This window comes from Mesorhizobium sp. ANAO-SY3R2 (assembly GCF_042466635.1).
Classification (GTDB): Bacteria; Pseudomonadota; Alphaproteobacteria; order Rhizobiales; family Rhizobiaceae; genus Aminobacter.
In genome coordinates this window covers 834,674-851,204 of the sequence record NZ_CP159955.1, presented here as the reverse complement: position 1 = coordinate 851,204, position 16,531 = coordinate 834,674, and the positions used below count along the sequence as shown (strand labels likewise).

Annotated in this window: 17 protein-coding genes; 10 read left to right on the top strand and 7 right to left on the bottom strand. The window is 65.6% G+C overall.

Features of this window, described 5'->3' with window-relative positions; translation table 11 throughout:
• Positions 1-255 precede the first annotated feature (255 nt).
• Positions 256-441 carry a DUF1059 domain-containing protein gene (locus ABSY17_RS08855; RefSeq protein WP_018429052.1) on the top strand — a complete coding sequence of 62 codons (186 nt, stop codon included), beginning with the start codon at positions 256-258 and terminating at the stop codon, positions 439-441.
• Between the two features lie 13 nt (positions 442-454).
• Here the strand turns inward: ABSY17_RS08855 and ABSY17_RS08850 are convergent, their stop codons facing one another.
• From ABSY17_RS08850 to ABSY17_RS08840, 3 genes are read right to left on the bottom strand one after another with little or no spacing between them, the layout of a single operon-like run.
• A complete protein-coding gene (locus tag ABSY17_RS08850; protein ID WP_378949397.1) occupies positions 455-1,714 on the bottom strand; it encodes a CCA tRNA nucleotidyltransferase in 1,260 nt (419 codons plus the stop codon).
• Positions 1,711-2,343, bottom strand: coding sequence for a CoA pyrophosphatase (locus tag ABSY17_RS08845; RefSeq protein ID WP_378952539.1), 633 nt, complete (start codon positions 2,341-2,343; stop codon positions 1,711-1,713). Before ABSY17_RS08845 ends, ABSY17_RS08850 begins: the two co-directional genes overlap by 4 nt.
• Entirely contained in the window at positions 2,343-2,975 is a 633-nt protein-coding gene (locus ABSY17_RS08840) for a DUF1285 domain-containing protein (RefSeq protein ID WP_378949394.1), read from the bottom strand. The genes ABSY17_RS08845 and ABSY17_RS08840 overlap by 1 nt, the downstream gene beginning before the upstream one ends.
• Positions 2,976-3,269: 294 nt before the next feature.
• On the opposite strand from ABSY17_RS08840, the gene ABSY17_RS08835 reads away from it, so the two are divergent.
• Genes ABSY17_RS08835 through ABSY17_RS08820 form a run of 4 tightly spaced genes read left to right on the top strand, consistent with a single transcriptional unit; the run spans position 3,270 to position 10,096 of the window.
• Complete coding sequence (locus tag ABSY17_RS08835) at positions 3,270-4,274, top strand: AAA family ATPase (protein ID WP_378949391.1); 1,005 nt, start codon at positions 3,270-3,272, stop codon at positions 4,272-4,274.
• The gene (locus ABSY17_RS08830; protein ID WP_378949388.1) at positions 4,274-5,191 is read left to right on the top strand and encodes a DUF58 domain-containing protein; all 918 of its coding nucleotides are present in this window, start codon (positions 4,274-4,276) and stop codon (positions 5,189-5,191) included. Before ABSY17_RS08835 ends, ABSY17_RS08830 begins: the two co-directional genes overlap by 1 nt.
• Positions 5,188-8,013: a DUF4159 domain-containing protein gene (locus ABSY17_RS08825; protein WP_378949385.1), complete on the top strand. Its 2,826-nt coding sequence runs from the start codon at positions 5,188-5,190 to the stop codon at positions 8,011-8,013. The genes ABSY17_RS08830 and ABSY17_RS08825 overlap by 4 nt, the downstream gene beginning before the upstream one ends.
• Position 8,014: 1 nt before the next feature.
• Complete coding sequence (locus tag ABSY17_RS08820; protein ID WP_378949382.1) at positions 8,015-10,096, top strand: hypothetical protein; 2,082 nt, start codon at positions 8,015-8,017, stop codon at positions 10,094-10,096.
• Positions 10,097-10,407: 311 nt separating this feature from the next.
• Here the strand turns inward: ABSY17_RS08820 and clpS are convergent, their stop codons facing one another.
• Positions 10,408-10,713, bottom strand: coding sequence for an ATP-dependent Clp protease adapter ClpS (gene clpS, locus ABSY17_RS08815; protein ID WP_378949379.1), 306 nt, complete (start codon positions 10,711-10,713; stop codon positions 10,408-10,410).
• A 171-nt stretch (positions 10,714-10,884) separates the two neighbouring features.
• Between clpS and ABSY17_RS08810 the strand changes: the two genes are divergently transcribed.
• The 5 genes from ABSY17_RS08810 to ABSY17_RS08790 all read left to right on the top strand — a co-directional run bounded on the left by ABSY17_RS08810 (position 10,885) and on the right by ABSY17_RS08790 (position 13,805).
• Positions 10,885-11,238: a DUF1428 domain-containing protein gene (locus tag ABSY17_RS08810; RefSeq protein WP_378949376.1), complete on the top strand. Its 354-nt coding sequence runs from the start codon at positions 10,885-10,887 to the stop codon at positions 11,236-11,238.
• A 108-nt stretch (positions 11,239-11,346) separates the two neighbouring features.
• On the top strand, positions 11,347-11,583 hold the full coding sequence (locus ABSY17_RS08805) for a YdcH family protein (protein ID WP_378949373.1): 237 nt from the start codon (positions 11,347-11,349) through the stop codon (positions 11,581-11,583).
• A 164-nt stretch (positions 11,584-11,747) separates the two neighbouring features.
• Complete coding sequence (locus ABSY17_RS08800) at positions 11,748-12,698, top strand: helix-turn-helix transcriptional regulator (protein ID WP_378949370.1); 951 nt, start codon at positions 11,748-11,750, stop codon at positions 12,696-12,698.
• Between the two features lie 232 nt (positions 12,699-12,930).
• Complete coding sequence (locus ABSY17_RS08795; RefSeq protein WP_378949368.1) at positions 12,931-13,293, top strand: hypothetical protein; 363 nt, start codon at positions 12,931-12,933, stop codon at positions 13,291-13,293.
• On the top strand, positions 13,290-13,805 hold the full coding sequence (locus tag ABSY17_RS08790) for a hypothetical protein (protein WP_378949365.1): 516 nt from the start codon (positions 13,290-13,292) through the stop codon (positions 13,803-13,805). The genes ABSY17_RS08795 and ABSY17_RS08790 overlap by 4 nt, the downstream gene beginning before the upstream one ends.
• Before the next feature lie 15 nt (positions 13,806-13,820).
• Here ABSY17_RS08790 and ABSY17_RS08785 read toward each other — a convergent pair whose 3' ends face one another.
• From ABSY17_RS08785 to choW, 3 genes are read right to left on the bottom strand one after another with little or no spacing between them, the layout of a single operon-like run.
• Positions 13,821-14,462: an alpha/beta family hydrolase gene (locus tag ABSY17_RS08785; RefSeq protein WP_378949363.1), complete on the bottom strand. Its 642-nt coding sequence runs from the start codon at positions 14,460-14,462 to the stop codon at positions 13,821-13,823.
• A 2-nt stretch (positions 14,463-14,464) separates the two neighbouring features.
• Positions 14,465-15,649 carry a choline ABC transporter ATP-binding protein gene (gene choV, locus ABSY17_RS08780; protein WP_378949360.1) on the bottom strand — a complete coding sequence of 395 codons (1,185 nt, stop codon included), beginning with the start codon at positions 15,647-15,649 and terminating at the stop codon, positions 14,465-14,467.
• Complete coding sequence (gene choW / locus ABSY17_RS08775; RefSeq protein WP_378949357.1) at positions 15,646-16,500, bottom strand: choline ABC transporter permease subunit; 855 nt, start codon at positions 16,498-16,500, stop codon at positions 15,646-15,648. The genes choV and choW overlap by 4 nt, the downstream gene beginning before the upstream one ends.
• Between the last annotated feature and the right edge of the window lie 31 nt (positions 16,501-16,531).

Sequence of the window (16,531 nt, the reverse complement as noted above, 5' to 3'; positions counted from 1 at the left end):
GAACTAGCTCCGTTGAAGAGGCAGTCCGTGGCCTGACGGCCATGCGTGGCGCCGCGCCATTTCTTCGGCAGCGGCGCTTATCCAGTTGATTCAAATCCGTAGCCGGACATCTCAAGCACATGAAAGAAGGGGCTTTTCCCCAGGCCAGATCGTGCTATCGGCACGCCTGACCGACTGGCCCAGCGACTGGCGCAACCAATCACGGCAATGCGTGTTATAGTCCGCTCCGAACAGAACGAGGAAAGGAGACATCCGATGAAGGAATTTCAATGCGGGTCGCTCGTCCCCGGCTGCCAATGGCATACGCGCCACGAAGACGAAGCCGAGATCATGCGCCGCGTGGCCGAACACCTGCGCGAAACGCATGGCGAAACCGTCATCCGCGAGACGATGATCGAAGCGATCCGCTCGCGTATCGAGAAGGTCCGTGACGTCGCCTGATGCAGGCGAAACCCTAGTTTTCGAGACTATCGGCGGCGCGCTTGAGCAGCGCGTCGCGCTCCCACGAAAAGCCGCTGTCGACCCATTCGGATTCCAGTGACTTGAGCAACGCCCCAAGGCGTGCGCCCTCGACGCCCAGCGGCGAAAGATCACCGCCGCGCAGCGGAAACAGTGGCTTCTGCCACTTGCCGGCAGAGTTCAGCAGGCGGAAATAGCCGCCAGCCTCGATCAGGGCCTTGTCGTCCTGCTGTGCCCGGCCGCGTGCCGAAGCCAGATCGAGGCGAAGGCGGTCGACGAAGCCCTGCTGGTTGCCGCGATAGAGCCGTTTGGCAAGCTCGCCCTCGGTGACGGTCGGCCCGACCTTAGCCGTCGCGGCCCATTGGACCAGCCTGTCCATCTCTGCATTCGACAAGCGCAGGCGCTCGCCAAACGTCTTCATGCGCGCCGCATCGGGCGGCACGATGGCTGCCAGCCTGAGCAACGGATCAACGTCCCAGCCGAGGTCGGCCTCGGCCCGGACCAGCGCGTGGATGGCATCGATGCCCCATTTCTCGCTTTCGGGCAGCACCGCCGTCAGCACGCCTGCCTGCCGCATCCATAGCAGCGCGCGCGACGGATCGGGGGCGGCGAGCAGCTTCTTCAGCTCCGACCAGATGCGCTCGGCCGACAGTCGGGCGAGGCCGTCCTTGAGGCGGGCACAGGCCTTGAGGCCTTCCGCGTCGGGCCGGCCCGAGCCGTACCAGGCAAAGAAGCGGAAAAAGCGCAGGATGCGCAGATAGTCTTCGCGGATGCGCGCTTCCGCGTCGCCAATGAAGCGCAGCGTGCGGCTTTCCAGATCGGCAAGGCCGCCGACCAGGTCGATCACAGTACCGTCGGCCCGCGCATAGAGCGCGTTGATGGTGAAGTCGCGCCGCTCGGCGTCCGCCTTCCAGTCGCGGCCGAAGGCCACCTTGGCACGGCGGCCATCGGTTTCGACATCGGCGCGCAGCGTGGTGACCTCGAAGGGCCTGCCGCCGGCTATGACCGTGATCGTGCCATGCTCGGCGCCGGTGGGAACGGTCTTGAAGCCGGCGGCCTCGGCGCGGCGCACGGTCTCGTCGGGCAGATTGGTGGTGGCGACGTCGACATCGGCGACCGGCTGGCCGAGCAGCGCGTTGCGCACCGCACCACCGGCAATGCGCGCCTCCTCGCCATCGGCGTTGAGCGCGGCAAGCAGCGCCTGCAGTTGCGGATCGTCAAGCCAACTGGCCGTCCCGGCGATCGTGGCGGTCACGCATAAAGCCTTTCATAGAGGGCCCGGATGATACCTGCGGTGACACCCCAGATGTAGCGCTCTTCAAAGGGCATGGCGTAGAAGAAGCGTTCCTGGTTTTCCCAAACACGGCTGGCGCGGCCGTGATTGGCCGGGTCCATCAGGAAGCCGAGCGGCACCTCGAAGATGTCGTCGACCTCGTCCGCATTGACGGAGAGATGGAAGCCGGGGCGGACGACCCCCAGCACTGGAGCGATGCGGTAGCCGCTGCCGGTGACATAGTCGGGAAGCCGGCCGATGACGTCGATATAATCGGGCGCAAGCCCAATCTCCTCGACCGTTTCGCGCAGTGCCGCGGCCTCGACCGAAGGGTCGCCGGGATCGATGCGGCCGCCGGGAAAGGCGATCTGGCCGGAGTGGTTCCTCAGCTTGTCCGCCCGCTTGGTGAGGATCACCGTCGAGGCATCGCCATGATCGACGACCGGAATGAGCACGGCGGCTTCACGCAGGCGATCATGGACGAACTGCTTGCGCAGGTCCGGATTGAGCATGTGGTCGCCATAATCGGCGGAAGGGTCGCCGAGATGTTCCTGTGCTGCGCGCTGACGAAAGTCCTGCGCCGAATAATGCGCTGCCCTGGCATGAACCATCATGAACTCAACCGTTCCAGCTTTTCCCACGGCATGATCGGGTAGACCTCGCCCTGCGAACGGACTGCAAACATCGCCTCGCCGTCGATCTCGATGCGCTCGCCGTGTTCGACCAGTTCGTACATCACCGACCGCGCCACCAGCGCCTCAAGCCGGCCACGCACCAATAGATATGGCTTGAGGCCCGCCGTTTCATCCTCGTCGCCGAAGCGCAGCGGATGTTCGGGACCGGCTTCGACAACATCGCCGACATTGGTGCGGAAGGTGAGCACCTGTTCCGCCCCCTCGCCCGCGACATTCATCTCGACGGCGACGAAGGGTGCATCAACGACGCGGATGCCGACCTTTTCGACCGGCGTGACGAGGTAGGTCTTGCCGTCCTCGTCCTTGCGCAGGACGGTGGAGAAGAGCTGGACCAGCGGCAAACGGCCAATCGGCGTACCGAGATAGAACCAGGTGCCGTCGGCGCGGATCTCCATGTCGAGATCGCCGCAGAAATCCGGGTTCCAGCGCTCGACCGGCGGAAGACCCTTGCCGGCGCGGGCGGCACGCGAGATCAGCGCCTCCAGCCCAGCCGTGTCGGCGGCGCGGGCCAGCCCGGGCCCTGTCGTCGCCTCGCTCGTTTGATCCATATCGGCAGTCATGGTCACGAAATAGTCACTGTTGTTGCGCTTGTCAGCATAGGCGTGCGATTTAAGTTCAAGGCGAAGACCTCGCCAAGGTGCGAGTCGAGAGATTGCATACCCGTGGATCGGTAGAGCTTCGGGGATTGGGCGGCAGGCGCCACGTCCGAACGGACGGCGCGGCAGACCGAAGGGCAGATGGTCTCAAGGCAGGCACATCGACATTTTTGAATTCGCGCATATTTCTTTCCGAAATCGAAAGCGATCTTCGGATCTATGCGCCGGAAGAAGGATCGGGCCCGCATGAGCGTGATGATCAAGGATAACGCTGTGAGTGAACGCGACATGATCGCCGCCGCCGAACGCGCGCTTGCCGACATTTCCAAGGTTCGCGACGGCGTCGGCCGCGTCATCTTCGGCCAGCAAAGCGTGGTGGAGCGCACGCTGGTGGCGCTGCTGGCTGGCGGCCACGCGCTGCTGGTCGGCGTGCCTGGCCTCGCCAAGACCAAGCTGGTGGAGACGCTCGGCGTGGTGCTGGGGCTCGATTCGCGCCGCATCCAGTTCACGCCCGACCTGATGCCGTCGGATATCCTTGGCTCCGAGGTGCTGGAGCAGGACGATCAGGGCAAGCGCTCGTTCCGCTTCATTCCCGGCCCGATCTTCGCGCAGTTGCTGATGGCCGACGAGATCAACCGCGCCAGCCCGCGCACCCAGTCGGCGCTGCTGCAGGCAATGCAGGAGTATCACGTAACGGTCGCCGGCGAGCGCCACGACCTGCCCGCTCCCTTCCATGTGCTGGCGACGCAGAATCCGCTGGAGCAGGAAGGCACCTATCCGCTGCCCGAGGCGCAGCTCGACCGCTTCCTGATGCAGATCGACATCCTCTATCCCGACATCGACGCCGAGCGGCGCATCCTGCTGGAGACCACCGGCATCGAGGACGCCAAGGCGCAGAACGTGCTGAACCCCGAGCGGCTGAGGGACATCCAGCAGCTGATCCGGCGCATGCCGGTGCCCGAAAGCGTGGTCGAGGCGATCCTGAAGCTGGTGCGCTCGGCGCGACCGGGACAGGGCAACGCCGAAACCGACAAGCATGTGTCGTGGGGCCCCGGTCCGCGCGCCAGCCAGGCGCTGACGCTGTGCGCCCGGGCGCGTGCGCTCTATGACGGCAGGCTCGCACCTTCGGTCGACGACGTCCGCGCGCTGGCCGAGCCGGTGCTGCAGCACCGCATGGCTCTGACCTTTGCCGCCCGCGCCGAGGGCATGAGCATCCGCGACGTGGTGGCGCGGTTGGCCAAGGACGTCTGATGGCAAGAATCGGCGAGGCTTCCGCACCGGTTGCGACCAGCGACGCGCTTGCCCGCGGCAGGCTGCGCGCCTCGCTGGTGCCTGACCTGCTGGTCGAGGCCCGCCGCATCGTCAACACGGTGATTGCCGGCTGGCACGGCCGCAAGAAGCGCGGCATCGGCGAGAATTTCTGGCAGTTCCGCCCCTATGTGCAGGGCGAATCCATGGCCCGCATCGACTGGCGCCGCTCGGCCCGCGACGATCACACCTATGTGCGCGACCGCGAATGGGAAGCCGCCCATACCGTCTGGCTGTGGGCCGACCTTTCGCCGTCAATGCTCTACAAGTCGAGGACGGCGACCGTATCGAAGGAATCGCGCGCGCTGGTGCTGGCCTTCGCGCTGGCCGAGCTCCTGTCGCGCAGCGGCGAACGCATCGCCTGGCCCGGCCTGACCGACCCGTCCAGCGCCCGCAACGGTGCCGAGCGGCTGGCCTCGCATCTCGCCCAGGCCATTTCACAACCGGCGCGGCCCGACCTTTCCGCCATCCGCCGCTTTTCGGACGTGGTCGTCATCGGCGACTTCCTCGATCCGGTCGAGGAAACCATGGCCTGGCTCGACACGCTGGCCCGCCACGGCGCGCGCGCCCATCTGATCGAGGTCGCCGACCCGGCCGAGGAGAGCTTCCCCTATACCGGACGCACCGAGTTCACCGATCCCGAGACCGGCGCCAAGCTGACCGCCGGCCGCGCCGAGCAATTGGCCGAGGACTATCGCAACCTCTATTCGGCACGCCGGCAGGAACTGGCGGCCTGGTGCAAGCGGCTCGGCTGGAGCTACACGGTCAACCACACCGACCGGCTCGCATCGGAAGCGCTGGTGCATGTCCATCTCGCCCTGACGGCGGAGGGCCACGGGCCCGGTGGAGGCCGCCGATGAGCTGGCTGCCGCTTTCGTTCGGGCTTCCCGCGGTGCTGTGGGGACTTCTGGCGCTGCCTGTGATCTGGTGGCTGCTGCGGCTGACCCCACCCAAGCCGCAGACCGAGATATTTCCACCGCTGAAGATCCTGGCGCGGGTGCTGCGCAGGGAAGAGACACCGCAACAGAGCCCGTGGTGGCTGACGCTGCTGCGCCTCGTCATGGCAGCGCTTGTAGTCCTGGCGCTGGCCGAGCCGACCCTGAACCCGCGTGAAAAACTGCCCACGGCAGGTGCGGCCCTGGCCCTGGTGGTCGACAATGGCTGGGCGAGCGCGCCGGATTGGAAGCGCCGCGTCGCCACCGCCGAGCGGTTGATCAATGATGCGGGAGCCACCGGCCAGCCCATCGTGCTGGCCTTCACCGCCGAAAAGCCGAATGCTGAGATCGGCCCCTTCAATGCCCAGGCAGCGCTCGACCGGCTGCGCGCGGCAGAGCCCCGCCCGGTTCCGACCGAAAGGCGCGCGGTTTACGCTCGCGTTGCCAGCGCACTCGCCACCCTGCCCGGCGCGAGTATCGCCATCCTCGATGACGGTCTGGCCAATGAAGGCGACCAGCAGGCGTTCTCGACGCTGCTCGGCCAGAGCCCGGCGAACGTGCTGTGGGCCTCGCCCGAACGGCTCGACGTCCTGGGCCTGACGGCAGCGGAGAACGAAGTCGACGGTCTTGCGCTGACCGCCATCCGCGCGCCGGGCAATCCGGCCCCAGCGGCGGCGAGCGCCGGCGCCTATGACGACAAGGGCCGCCGCATCGCCGACGCCATGCTGACCTTCGGCCCCGGCGAGACTGTAGCGACAGGGACGATGACTGTTCCCTTCGAGCTGCGCAACGATTTCGCTGCGATCGCTCTCGACAACCAGCCGCAGGCTGGTGCGGTGCGGGTGCTCGATGACAGCTCCAAGCGCCGCCGCGTCGGGCTGCTTTCGCAGGTCGACGCCGACGAATCGCAGCCGCTGCTGTCGCCGCTCTACTACATCCGCCGCGCGCTCCAGCCCTTTGCCGACCTGAGCGAACCGACAAGCTCGGACCTCGCCGAAGCGATCCCGCAACTGATCGAGCAGAAGCCAGCCATGATCATCATGGCCGATGTCGGCACCATTCCCGCACCGGCGCGCGAAAAACTGCTCGCCTGGCTCAACGAGGGCGGCACGCTGGTGCGCTTCGCCGGTTCGCGGCTGGCGGCGGCCGGCAATGACGAGGAGCTGCTGCCGGTGCGGCTGAGACTCGGCGAGCGCTCGCTCGGCGGCGCGCTGTCGTGGACTGCCCCCCAGCCTGTCTCCGAATTCCCGGCAACCAGCCCCTTCGCCGACCTGTCGCCACCCGACGAGGTGACGGTGAGCCGCCAAGTGCTGGCGGAGCCGACGCCCGACCTCGCCGACCGGACCTGGGCCAACCTCGCCGACGGGACCCCGCTGGTGACCGGCGCGCGACGCGGCAAGGGCACGCTGGTGCTGTTCCACATCGCCCCGCAGGCGACATGGTCGAATCTGCCGATCTCGGGCAGCTTCGTCGAGATGCTGCGCCGCATCGTGCAGCTGTCACGCAACCAAGGAACGGCCGCCACCATGACAGAGGGCAAGCCGGTTTCGCTCGCGCCCTATCGCATGATCGCCGCCGACGGCCGGCTGGTTCCGCCGACACCGGACGCCCGGCCACTGCTCTCCGGCGCCACTGCCGCCGCTGTCACGCTGGAAAACCCTCCCGGCCTCTATGGCGGCGAGGAAGGCGTGCTCGCCCACAACCTGCTCAGGGCCGACAGCACACTTGCACCGCTGGCGCGGCCGACTGTCTCCGTACCGGTCACCGAGATCGGCTATGCTTTCGACGAAGCCCGCGACCTGAAAGGCCCGCTCGTGGCGACCGCTTTGGCGCTATTGGCGCTCGACACGCTGGCGGTGCTTTGGATCGGCGGCTTGTTCTCGCGCGGCAGTGGCAGGCGCAGCCAGGCGGCAACGACAACCGCAGCCCTCCTGCTCGCGTTCGGCGCTCTCTTCATCCATCCAGACCTTGCCCGGGCCGAGGATTCCAAGCCCGGCGACCTTGAGGCCGTCGACGCGATCTCGCGCACCCGCATCGCCTATGTGCTGACCGGCGAGGCGTCGGTCGACGCGATCAGCCGGGCGGGCATCGCCGGGCTGTCCAAATTCCTGATCGAAAAGACCGCACTCGAACCGGGCGAGCCGGCGGGCGTCGACATCGGCAAGGACGAGCTGGCCTTTTACCCGCTGATCTACTGGCCGATCGATCCGGCGGCCCCGATGCCGAGTGCCGCGGCGATCGCCCGCGTCGACGCCTACATGAAGCAGGGCGGCACTGTGCTGTTCGACACCCGCGACCAGTTCGCCAACGGCATCGGCGCGAATTCAGCCAGCCCGGCCACCGAGCGTCTGCGCGACATCCTCGCCAATCTCAACGTCCCGCCGCTGGAGCCGGTGCCGGCCGACCACGTCTTGACCAAGTCGTTCTTCATCCTTCCGGAGTTTCCCGGCCGCTTCAACGGCAGCCCGCTATGGGTCGAAGCATCACTCGAAGCGTCGAACGCGGAAGGCCGGCCGGTGCGCACCGGCGACGGCGTGACGCCGATCATGATCACCGCTAACGACCTGGCCGGCGCCTGGGCGATCGACGAAAATGGCGACCCCATGCTGCCGACCGTGCCGTCCGACCCGATGCAGCGGATCTACGCGCTGCGCGCCGGCGTCAACATCATGATGTACATGCTGACCGGCAACTACAAATCCGACCAGGTGCACGTGCCCGCCCTGCTCGAACGGCTGGGGCAGTAGCATGAACTGGTCCATCGCCTTCGAACCCCTGCTGTCGTGGCCGCTGCTGGCAGCGCTGATGATCCCTTTGGCACTGCTTGTGGTTGTTGGCCTGTGGTTCCGCCGACGCGGCAGCTGGCTCAGGCTGACAGCGCTTGCGGCACTTGGCCTCGCACTCGCCAACCCCGTCGTCCTCGATGAGGAGCGCGAGCCGCTGAAGAGCGTTGTCGCGCTGATCGTCGATCGCAGCCAGAGCCAGGACATCGGCAACCGCACCGCGCAAACCAACGAAGCAGTCGAGGGACTGAAGGAAAAACTGGCGCGTTTCCGCCAGTTCGAGGTGCGGGTGGTCGAGGCCGGGCGCGCCGACGCCGCCGACGACCGCACCGAAACCCGGCTGTTTTCCGCACTCGACGGCGCCTTCCGCGACGTGTCGCCATCGCGCATCGGCGGCGCGGTGATGATCACCGACGGCCAGGTGCATGACGTGCCGGCGAAACCCAGCTTCCACGCACCGCTGCACGCGCTGATATCAGGCGAGGAGAACGAGCGCGACCGCCGCATCCGCTTTGAAAGCGCCCCCCGCTTCGGCATCGTCGGCAAGCCGCTCGACATGACCTACCGGGTGATCGACACCAATGGCGAGGCCGGCGCGGTCGAGGTGCGGGTGTCGATCAATGGCCAGCAGGTTTCGGTGCAGCGCGCGTTCATCGGCCAGGCAATGCCGCTGCAGATCACCGTTCCGAGCGCCGGGCGCAACATCGTCGAGCTGTCGATCGACCGCGTGCCGGGCGAGCTGACCGACACCAACAACCGCGCGATCGCACTTGTCGACGGCATCCGCGAGAACCTGCGCGTGCTTCTGGTCTCGGGCGAGCCGCATGCCGGCGAGCGCACCTGGCGCAACCTGCTCAAATCCGACGCCTCGGTCGACCTCGTGCATTTCACCATCCTGCGGCCGCCGGAAAAGCAGGACGGGACGCCCATCAACGAATTGTCGCTGATCGCCTTTCCGACGCGCGAGCTCTTCGTCGAGCGCATCAACGACTTCGACCTGATCATATTCGACCGCTACCAGCATCGTGACGTGCTGCCGCTTCTCTATTACGACTACATCGCCGAATATGTCGAAAAGGGCGGCGCGCTGCTGATTGCCGCCGGCCCCGAATATGCTGGCGAACAGTCGATCGCCAACACGCCGCTGATCTCGGCCCTGCCCGGCATGCCGAATGGCGACGTGATCGAAAAGGCGTTCTATCCGCGCCTGACCGAACTCGGCCAGCGCCATCCGGTGACGCGTGGTCTCGAAGGCTCGGCGAGCGAGCCGCCGCACTGGAGCCGCTGGTTCCGGCAGATCGGCATCGAGCGGCCGGAAGGCGAAGTCGTCATGAAGGGCGCGGATGACAAGCCGCTGCTGCTGCTCGATCGCAAGGGCGAAGGCCGCGTCGGCATGTTCCTGTCCGACCAGGGCTGGCTGTGGGCGCGTGGCTTCGAGGGCGGCGGTCCGCATGTCTCGCTCTATCGCCGCATCGCCCATTGGCTGATGAAGGAGCCCGAACTCGAGGAGGAACGCCTCACTGCGGAAAGCCGCGGCATGGTGCTCGACATTCGCCGCCAGACCATGCGCGACGAGGCCGGCCCTGCCCGCGTCATCACCCCGTCGGGCAAGACGGTCGACGTGGCGCTGACCAAGAGCGAGCCGGGCATCTTCACCGGCAGCATCGAGACCAAGGAGATCGGCCTCTACCAGATCGGCAATGGCGACCTGACCGCACTTGCCCATGTCGGGCCGGTCAACGCGCCCGAATTCGCCGATGTCGTTTCCACGGAAGAGGTGTTGCGGCCAACCGCCGAGGCTACCAGCGGCGACGTCCGCCGGCTTGCCCAGACCGGCTTTGCCGGCATGGGCTCCAGCGTCACGCTGCCGAACGTGGTGCCGGTGCGCGGTTCGGCCGAGGCCACGGGGCGCGACTGGATCGGCTTCCGCACAACCGACGACAGCGTGCTGAAGTCGGTTTCGCGCGTACCGCTGTTCGGTGGCTTCCTCGGGCTCGGCCTGCTGCTCCTGGCGCTCGGGGCGATGTGGTATCGCGAGGGGCGATAGAAGGCCTCGCCTGCATTGCCCGAGATAGGCTTGAGCCGATTTTGGTTTCCTCGGCGTCACGGCATGGATTCCCGACACTCTCCGCTCGTTTCACTCGCTCACGAGGTCGGGAATGACGGATTACAGCAGCGCCCCGACTCATCTCAAACGTTGGCTATTGGCGGCGGCAGCCAACGAAGCTCGTCATTCCCGACCTCGTGAGCGACCGTAGGCAGCGGAGAGTGTCGGGAATCCATGCCGTGACGATAAGGCGACTAGCGGCGGTTGGAAATCGCGGACTCGCTATAAGCCGCGAGTACGGAACGCCCCCCTCACTCCTCAGGCTCCGTGGTGAACTGCAGCGGATAGCCCTTGGCGCGGCCGGCTTCGGTGGCGCGCGTGGCCTTGGTCTCGGCGACGTCCCGGGTGAAGACCGCAACCACGCAGACGCCGCGCCGATGGGCGGTGATCATCACGCGGTAGGCCTGATCCTCGCTCATGTGGAACTCGCCCTTGAGCACCCGGACGACGAAATCGCGCGGCGTATAGTCGTCATTGACCAGGATGACCTTGTGCAGCCTCGGCCGCTCGGTCTTGGGCAGAACTTTGGTGCGCGGAACGGTAATGGTGTCGGGCATGGCGATCAGGCCTCATGCTCACGTAACACCCAGTATGGGATCGATCAGCGTCATGTGCAACGATGCCCCGTCAGGGCCGATCGGAGCGTACCACCTAAAAAATTCGGGAGGCCTGTCGGAATTGACCTACGTCACGCGTCCTAGAGGCAGTCACAACAGGAGGAGACTGGCATGTCCTATGTCGACGGGTACCTGGTTGCAGTGCCGAAGCAGAACCTCGAGGCCTACAAAGCGATGGCCAGAAGCGCGGGAGACATCTGGAAGGAGCACGGCGCGCTCGCCTATGTGGAATGCGTGGGCGACGATGTTCCCTACGGCGAACTCACCTCATTTCCCCGTGCGGTGCAGGCCAAGGACGACGAGACCGTCATCTTCGCCTGGGTCGTCTATCGCTCGCGCGAGGAGCGCGACGAGATCAACAAGAAGGTGATGGCCGATCCCAGGCTGAAGATGGATCCGTCGGAATTTCCCTTTGACGGCAAGCGCATGATCTTCGGCGGCTTCAGGCCGTTCATCGAACTGTAGGGTCATCGGGGCGCGTTGCACAAATGCTTGCGACTTGACCAGGATCAAACCCTGACCTGACCGGGCAGACTAGGTTTGCTTCGACACAACGCAAGGAGCGAGCAAAAAATGTCGAACACGCCTCATACGCTTGGTGAAGAATTTCCCGGCAAGCTCGAAGCCATCCACGCACTCAAGGCGCAGGATGCCAGTTTCGCGCGCATCCTCGAAGAATATGACGAGGTCAACGACCAGATCCACCGGGCAGAGACAAAGATCGAACCGGTGAGCCAGGAGCATGAGGCGGAGTTGAGGAAGCGCCGGCTCGTGCTGAAGGATGCGATCGCGAGCGCGATCGCGGCCTGACAATCGCTCCCCGCGGGCGCGTCCGCAATGGCGCGCCCGCTTCGCCATCCGGTTGACGGCGACGGCTTTTCCGCAGATAAGGCGCGACCCGCATACAGTGCATGAATAGAGATATTCCCGCATAGGTCGCAGGCGGGGCGACCCCACCAGACGGATCAGCCCGAATGCAGCGACTGTCGAACAATGACGTTCCGGCGCGCGATCGCCTCCCCTATCTGCATGATTTCGTGGCGCGGCATGTCGCCGGACTGCGCTTCAGGCCCGCCGACGACGAGAATTTCGCCTTCGACGTCGCCGCCTACTTTCTCGATCCCGGTACGACCATCGGCACGGCTTTCTACTCGGCCGTTCTCGGCGAGCGCCCCAAGGACCTGATGGCTGACGGGCGACATGACTATCTGATGACGATCCACACCTCCGACTACGAAGTGGCAATCGAGGGCAAGAATTCGGTCGTCATCAAGGCTGGCGACATCACGCTCGTCAACGAAGGCACGCCGATGGCCTTTGCCCTGCCCGAAACGCTGCTGAAGGTAGCCTCGCTCGACGAGGCGCGGCTTTCAGCACTTGCGCCATGTGCCCGCATGAAGGCGTTTCATCACATTCCCGCGGGCGCAGCTGGCGCCGCCCTGCTCAGCGGCTACGCAGACCTGTTGCGCACAACCGCACCGGAGGGCGAAGCCGGACGCCGGCTGGCCGGAAAACATCTCTACGATCTTGCAGCCCTTGCGCTGCATGAGGGAGCCGAAGACGCCGTCGAGCGCGCGCGAGCGAGCCTGGGCGCGACGCGGCTGCAACTGGTCAAGGCGGATATGCTGCGCAACCTGACCGATCCAGAACTAGGCATCGGCGCGGTCGCCATGCGCCAGGGCGTTTCGCCGCGCTACATACAGCGCCTGTTCGAGCAGGAGGGGCTCACCTTCTCCGAATTCCGGCGCGACGCGCGGCTCGACCTTGCGCGCACATCGCTCGATGCTGCGGATGCCGGCTCCATCTCGACCATCGCCTTCGACGCCGGCTTCGGCGACCTGTCCTATTTCAACCGCGCCTTCCGCCAGCGTTTCGGCGTAACGCCGACCGAGATCCGGGCCGCTGCCCTCCGACGCAGGCAATAATTTCGCGCCCGAGTTCGCTACAAGCCGCATCCGTTCGCCCAAGGCCAAGACGGCCACCTTCAGCCCATCGTAGAGCAGCGGCGGCGGACCGATGCATGCGACAGGGCGGGGGCGCTCTTCGAACGCATCCAGGGACCGGCCATAGCCGGACCGTCGACGGGGCAGCGTCGGCGGTCCGCGCAGGCCCGTGTTCAGCGAGTTCGCGCCAACTCCAGCGAAATCGAGAGCAAAGATGAAAAGAGCAATTGCATTGATCCTGTGCGGTGTCGTCGCCGGCTGCAGCCAGACCGGCAGCACGACGACGGCGGCCAACACCTCGACGAAGACCACGACGACCAGGCCGGCGACCACAGCGCAGACAAAAAAGCAACAGACAGCCGCCGCACGCTGCGAGGAAGCGATGCAGAAGGCGGCGCAGGCACAGACCAACGCCGCCATGCTGGGCGGGGCGCTGTCGATGGTCGGCGGGTTCGGCGGCTTTGCCGGGCGCGGCGGCGCGGTGGTGGCGCAGGCGGCATCAGTTGGCGGTTCGGTGATGCAGGCCAAGGCGCAGAATGATGCCGGCAAGGCACTTGAAACGGATTGCATGTCATGAGCGGGCGCCGGCTCCTGAAATTCCGTCTCGCCGCCGGCCTGCTGGCGGCCAGCCTCGCGCTCGGCACGCTTGTCTCGCCCGCGCACGCCTTGACGGCCGACGATGTCGGCAAGGTGACCCAGATTCTGGGTGAACTGGAGCCAAATCTTGGTCGCCTCGCCTATGACGAGGAGGCAGCCGATCAATGGTTCGACGACGACGCGGAACTCGATGGCCGCATCGCCGCGGCGGGTTTCAGCCGCGAAAGCTGGAAGGAGGCGCTCGACGCCACCTTCCGCGGCTATCTGGCGACGATCCCCGAAACCGAGATCGAGACAAGGTTTGCCGAACTGAAGGCGAAGCTCGAAGCGAGCAGCAGCCTGACATCAGCGCAGAAGGACGAGATGCGCACCTTTGTGGCGACCAAGATTGCGGAGACGCGGGGGCTACGAGCGGAAGGTCGGCAATATCTAGGCATCGTCCGCCCTTACGCGGACAAGCTCAACGAACTGCTGGGCGACGAGGAAGAATGAAACGGGCCGGATGGATCAGGCCCGTTCCGACAAGATGCCGTCCATCCATTCGGCGATTGTCGCCGTCGTCGACGCGACATGGCCGGCGAAGTTCAGACCCGAGGCCTTGCGCGGCTTGAGGTCGTGATCGCCATCAGCCAGCCAGTGCAGGGTGATCGCCGACGAGAGCTGGTAGTGCGGCACCTCCTCGGCTGTGCCGAAGGGATCGCGCTCGCCCTGGCAGATCAGGGCGGGGGTGCGCAACGCCTCGAGATGAGCGGTGCGCAGGCTCTCGGGCTTGCCCGGCGGATGAAACGGATAGCCGAGGCAGACGAGACCGGCAATCCTGCCGTCCGCAAACAGCTCGTCGGCGACCATGCTGGCAACCCGGCCGCCCATCGACTTACCGCCGATGAACAGCTTTCCGCTGCTTTCCACAGCCGCGACGGCCGCGCGGTACTCGTCCATCACCAGTTCGGCTCGCGGCGGCGACTTGCGTTGGCCCTGCCGGCGAGCCGCCATGTAGGCGAATTCGAAACGCGCGGTGCGGATGCCTTGGGCGGCAAGCCCTTCGGCGATGGCGTCCATCCATGGCGTGTCCATCGGCGCGCCGGCGCCGTGGGTGAACAGCAAGGTGGCCCTGGCATCCGATGGGCCGGCATAGAGGAAATCGGGCACGCCTATTGCCGCCTCAGCACCGCGCTCAGCACGTCGCGAATGCCGATCGCCCCGACGAAACGCGACTGGTCGTCGAACAGCGCCACCGGCGATGTCTGCGAGTGGTGCATGGCGAGCATGACCACCTTCAACGACGTGCCCGGCTTGGCCCAGAACACATGCGGGGCATCATCGGGAATGCGTTCGACGTCGTCGCACGAGACCCAGACCGCCGGCTTTCCGTTGCGCTCGGCGGCTTCCACCAGCCCATCCTTGTCGATCTTGAAGCGGGTGGTCTTGCGCCGGTCGAGCCAGGTCCAGTCGTCGCCGGCCGATTCCAGGTCGCGCCGGTCGCGCATGACGTTCCACGCGGTCAGCACCGACAGCGGGTTCACATTGGCAATGAAGTCGCGAACATAATCGTTGGCCGGGCGCAGCACGATGTCTTCTGGCGGGCCGGACTGGACGATGCGCCCACTCTCCATGATGGTAATGGTATTGCCGATCTTCAGCGCTTCCTCGAGATCGTGGCTGACGAAGATGATGGTCTTCTTGAGCGTTTTCTGCAGCTGCAGCAGTTCGTCCTGCAGCTTGGTGCGGATCAGCGGGTCGAGCGCCGAAAACGGTTCGTCCATCAACAGGATCGGCGCTTCGGTGGCAAAGGCCCGGGCCAGGCCGACGCGCTGTTGCATGCCGCCTGAAAGCTCATGGGCGTATTTCTTGGCCCATGGCGTGAGGTTGACGAGGTCGAGCTGCTTGGCGACCTTCTGCTTGCGCTCGGCTTCCGGCATGCCAGCAAGCTCGAGGCCGAGACCGACATTCTCCTCCACCGTGCGCCAGGGCAGCAGGCCAAACTGCTGGAACACCATGGCGACCTGATGCTGGCGCAGGCGACGCAGGGTCGTCTCGTCGCAGGTGACGACGTCGACCATCTTGTCGCCGTCCTTGACCATGACCTGGCCGCGCGAGACGATGTTGAGGCGGTTAACCGCGCGCAGCAGCGTTGACTTGCCCGAGCCGGACAGGCCCATCAGCACGGAAATCTCGCCTTCGTTGACGGTGAGATTGGCGCCTGCACAGCCCAGCACATTGCCGGTCTTTTCCAGGATCTCGCCGCGCGTGGCGCCGGCGTCGATGAGGGCGAGCGAGCCGCGCGTATCGGTGCCGAAGACGATATCGACGTTCTTGAAATCGACGGCGACGGTCATTTCTTGCCTCCCACGCCGATGCGCGTCATGCGGTCGAGAACGATGGCGAGCACGACGATGGCGAGGCCTGCCTCGAGCCCGAGATCGATCTTGCGCGAACCAAGCGCGCGGTTGATTTCAGTGCCGAGGCCGCCGGCGCCGATCAGCGCGGCGAAGACGACCATCGACAGCGACAGCATGATGCACTGGGTGAGCCCGGCCATGATGGTGGGAAGCGCAGCCGGAAGCTCCACCTTCCACAGCAACTGCCGCTTGGTGGCGCCGAAGGCCTGACCGGCCTCGATGATGGCCTTGGGCACCGACACCACGCCGAGATGGGTAAGGCGCACGGCGGTCGGAATGACGAAGATGATGGTGACGATCAGGCCGGGCGCGTTGCCGAGGCCGAACAGGGTAAGCACGGGAATGAGGTAGACGAAGGTCGGCAGCGTCTGCATCAGGTCGAGCACCGGCAGCATGAACCGGTAGACCTTGGGCTTGTGCGCGGCCCAGATGCCGAGCGGCACGCCGATCGCCATAGAGGCTGCGGCAGCGGCAACGACCAGCACCAGCGTTTCGACGGTCTGCTTCCACAGGCCCTGGTTGATGATGAACAACAGGCCGAGCGCCACCCCAATTGCCAGTCCGCGCGAGCGCTGCAGATACCAGGCAAGCAGCGCAATCAGGGCGACCACGACCACCGGAGGCAGATACAAAAGTCCGTCGACCATCCCGTTGAGGAGGAAGTTTAGACCGTTCGAGAAGCCACGGAAGAAGGTGTTGAAGTTGTCAGTGAGGAAGGTGAAGAACGCCTTGCCCCAGGCGCCGATAGGGATCTTGTAAGATGCAAGAAACGTCGAAATCGGATCCATGTCGTCCCCTCTCGCCGAAAGCCCGCGCTCG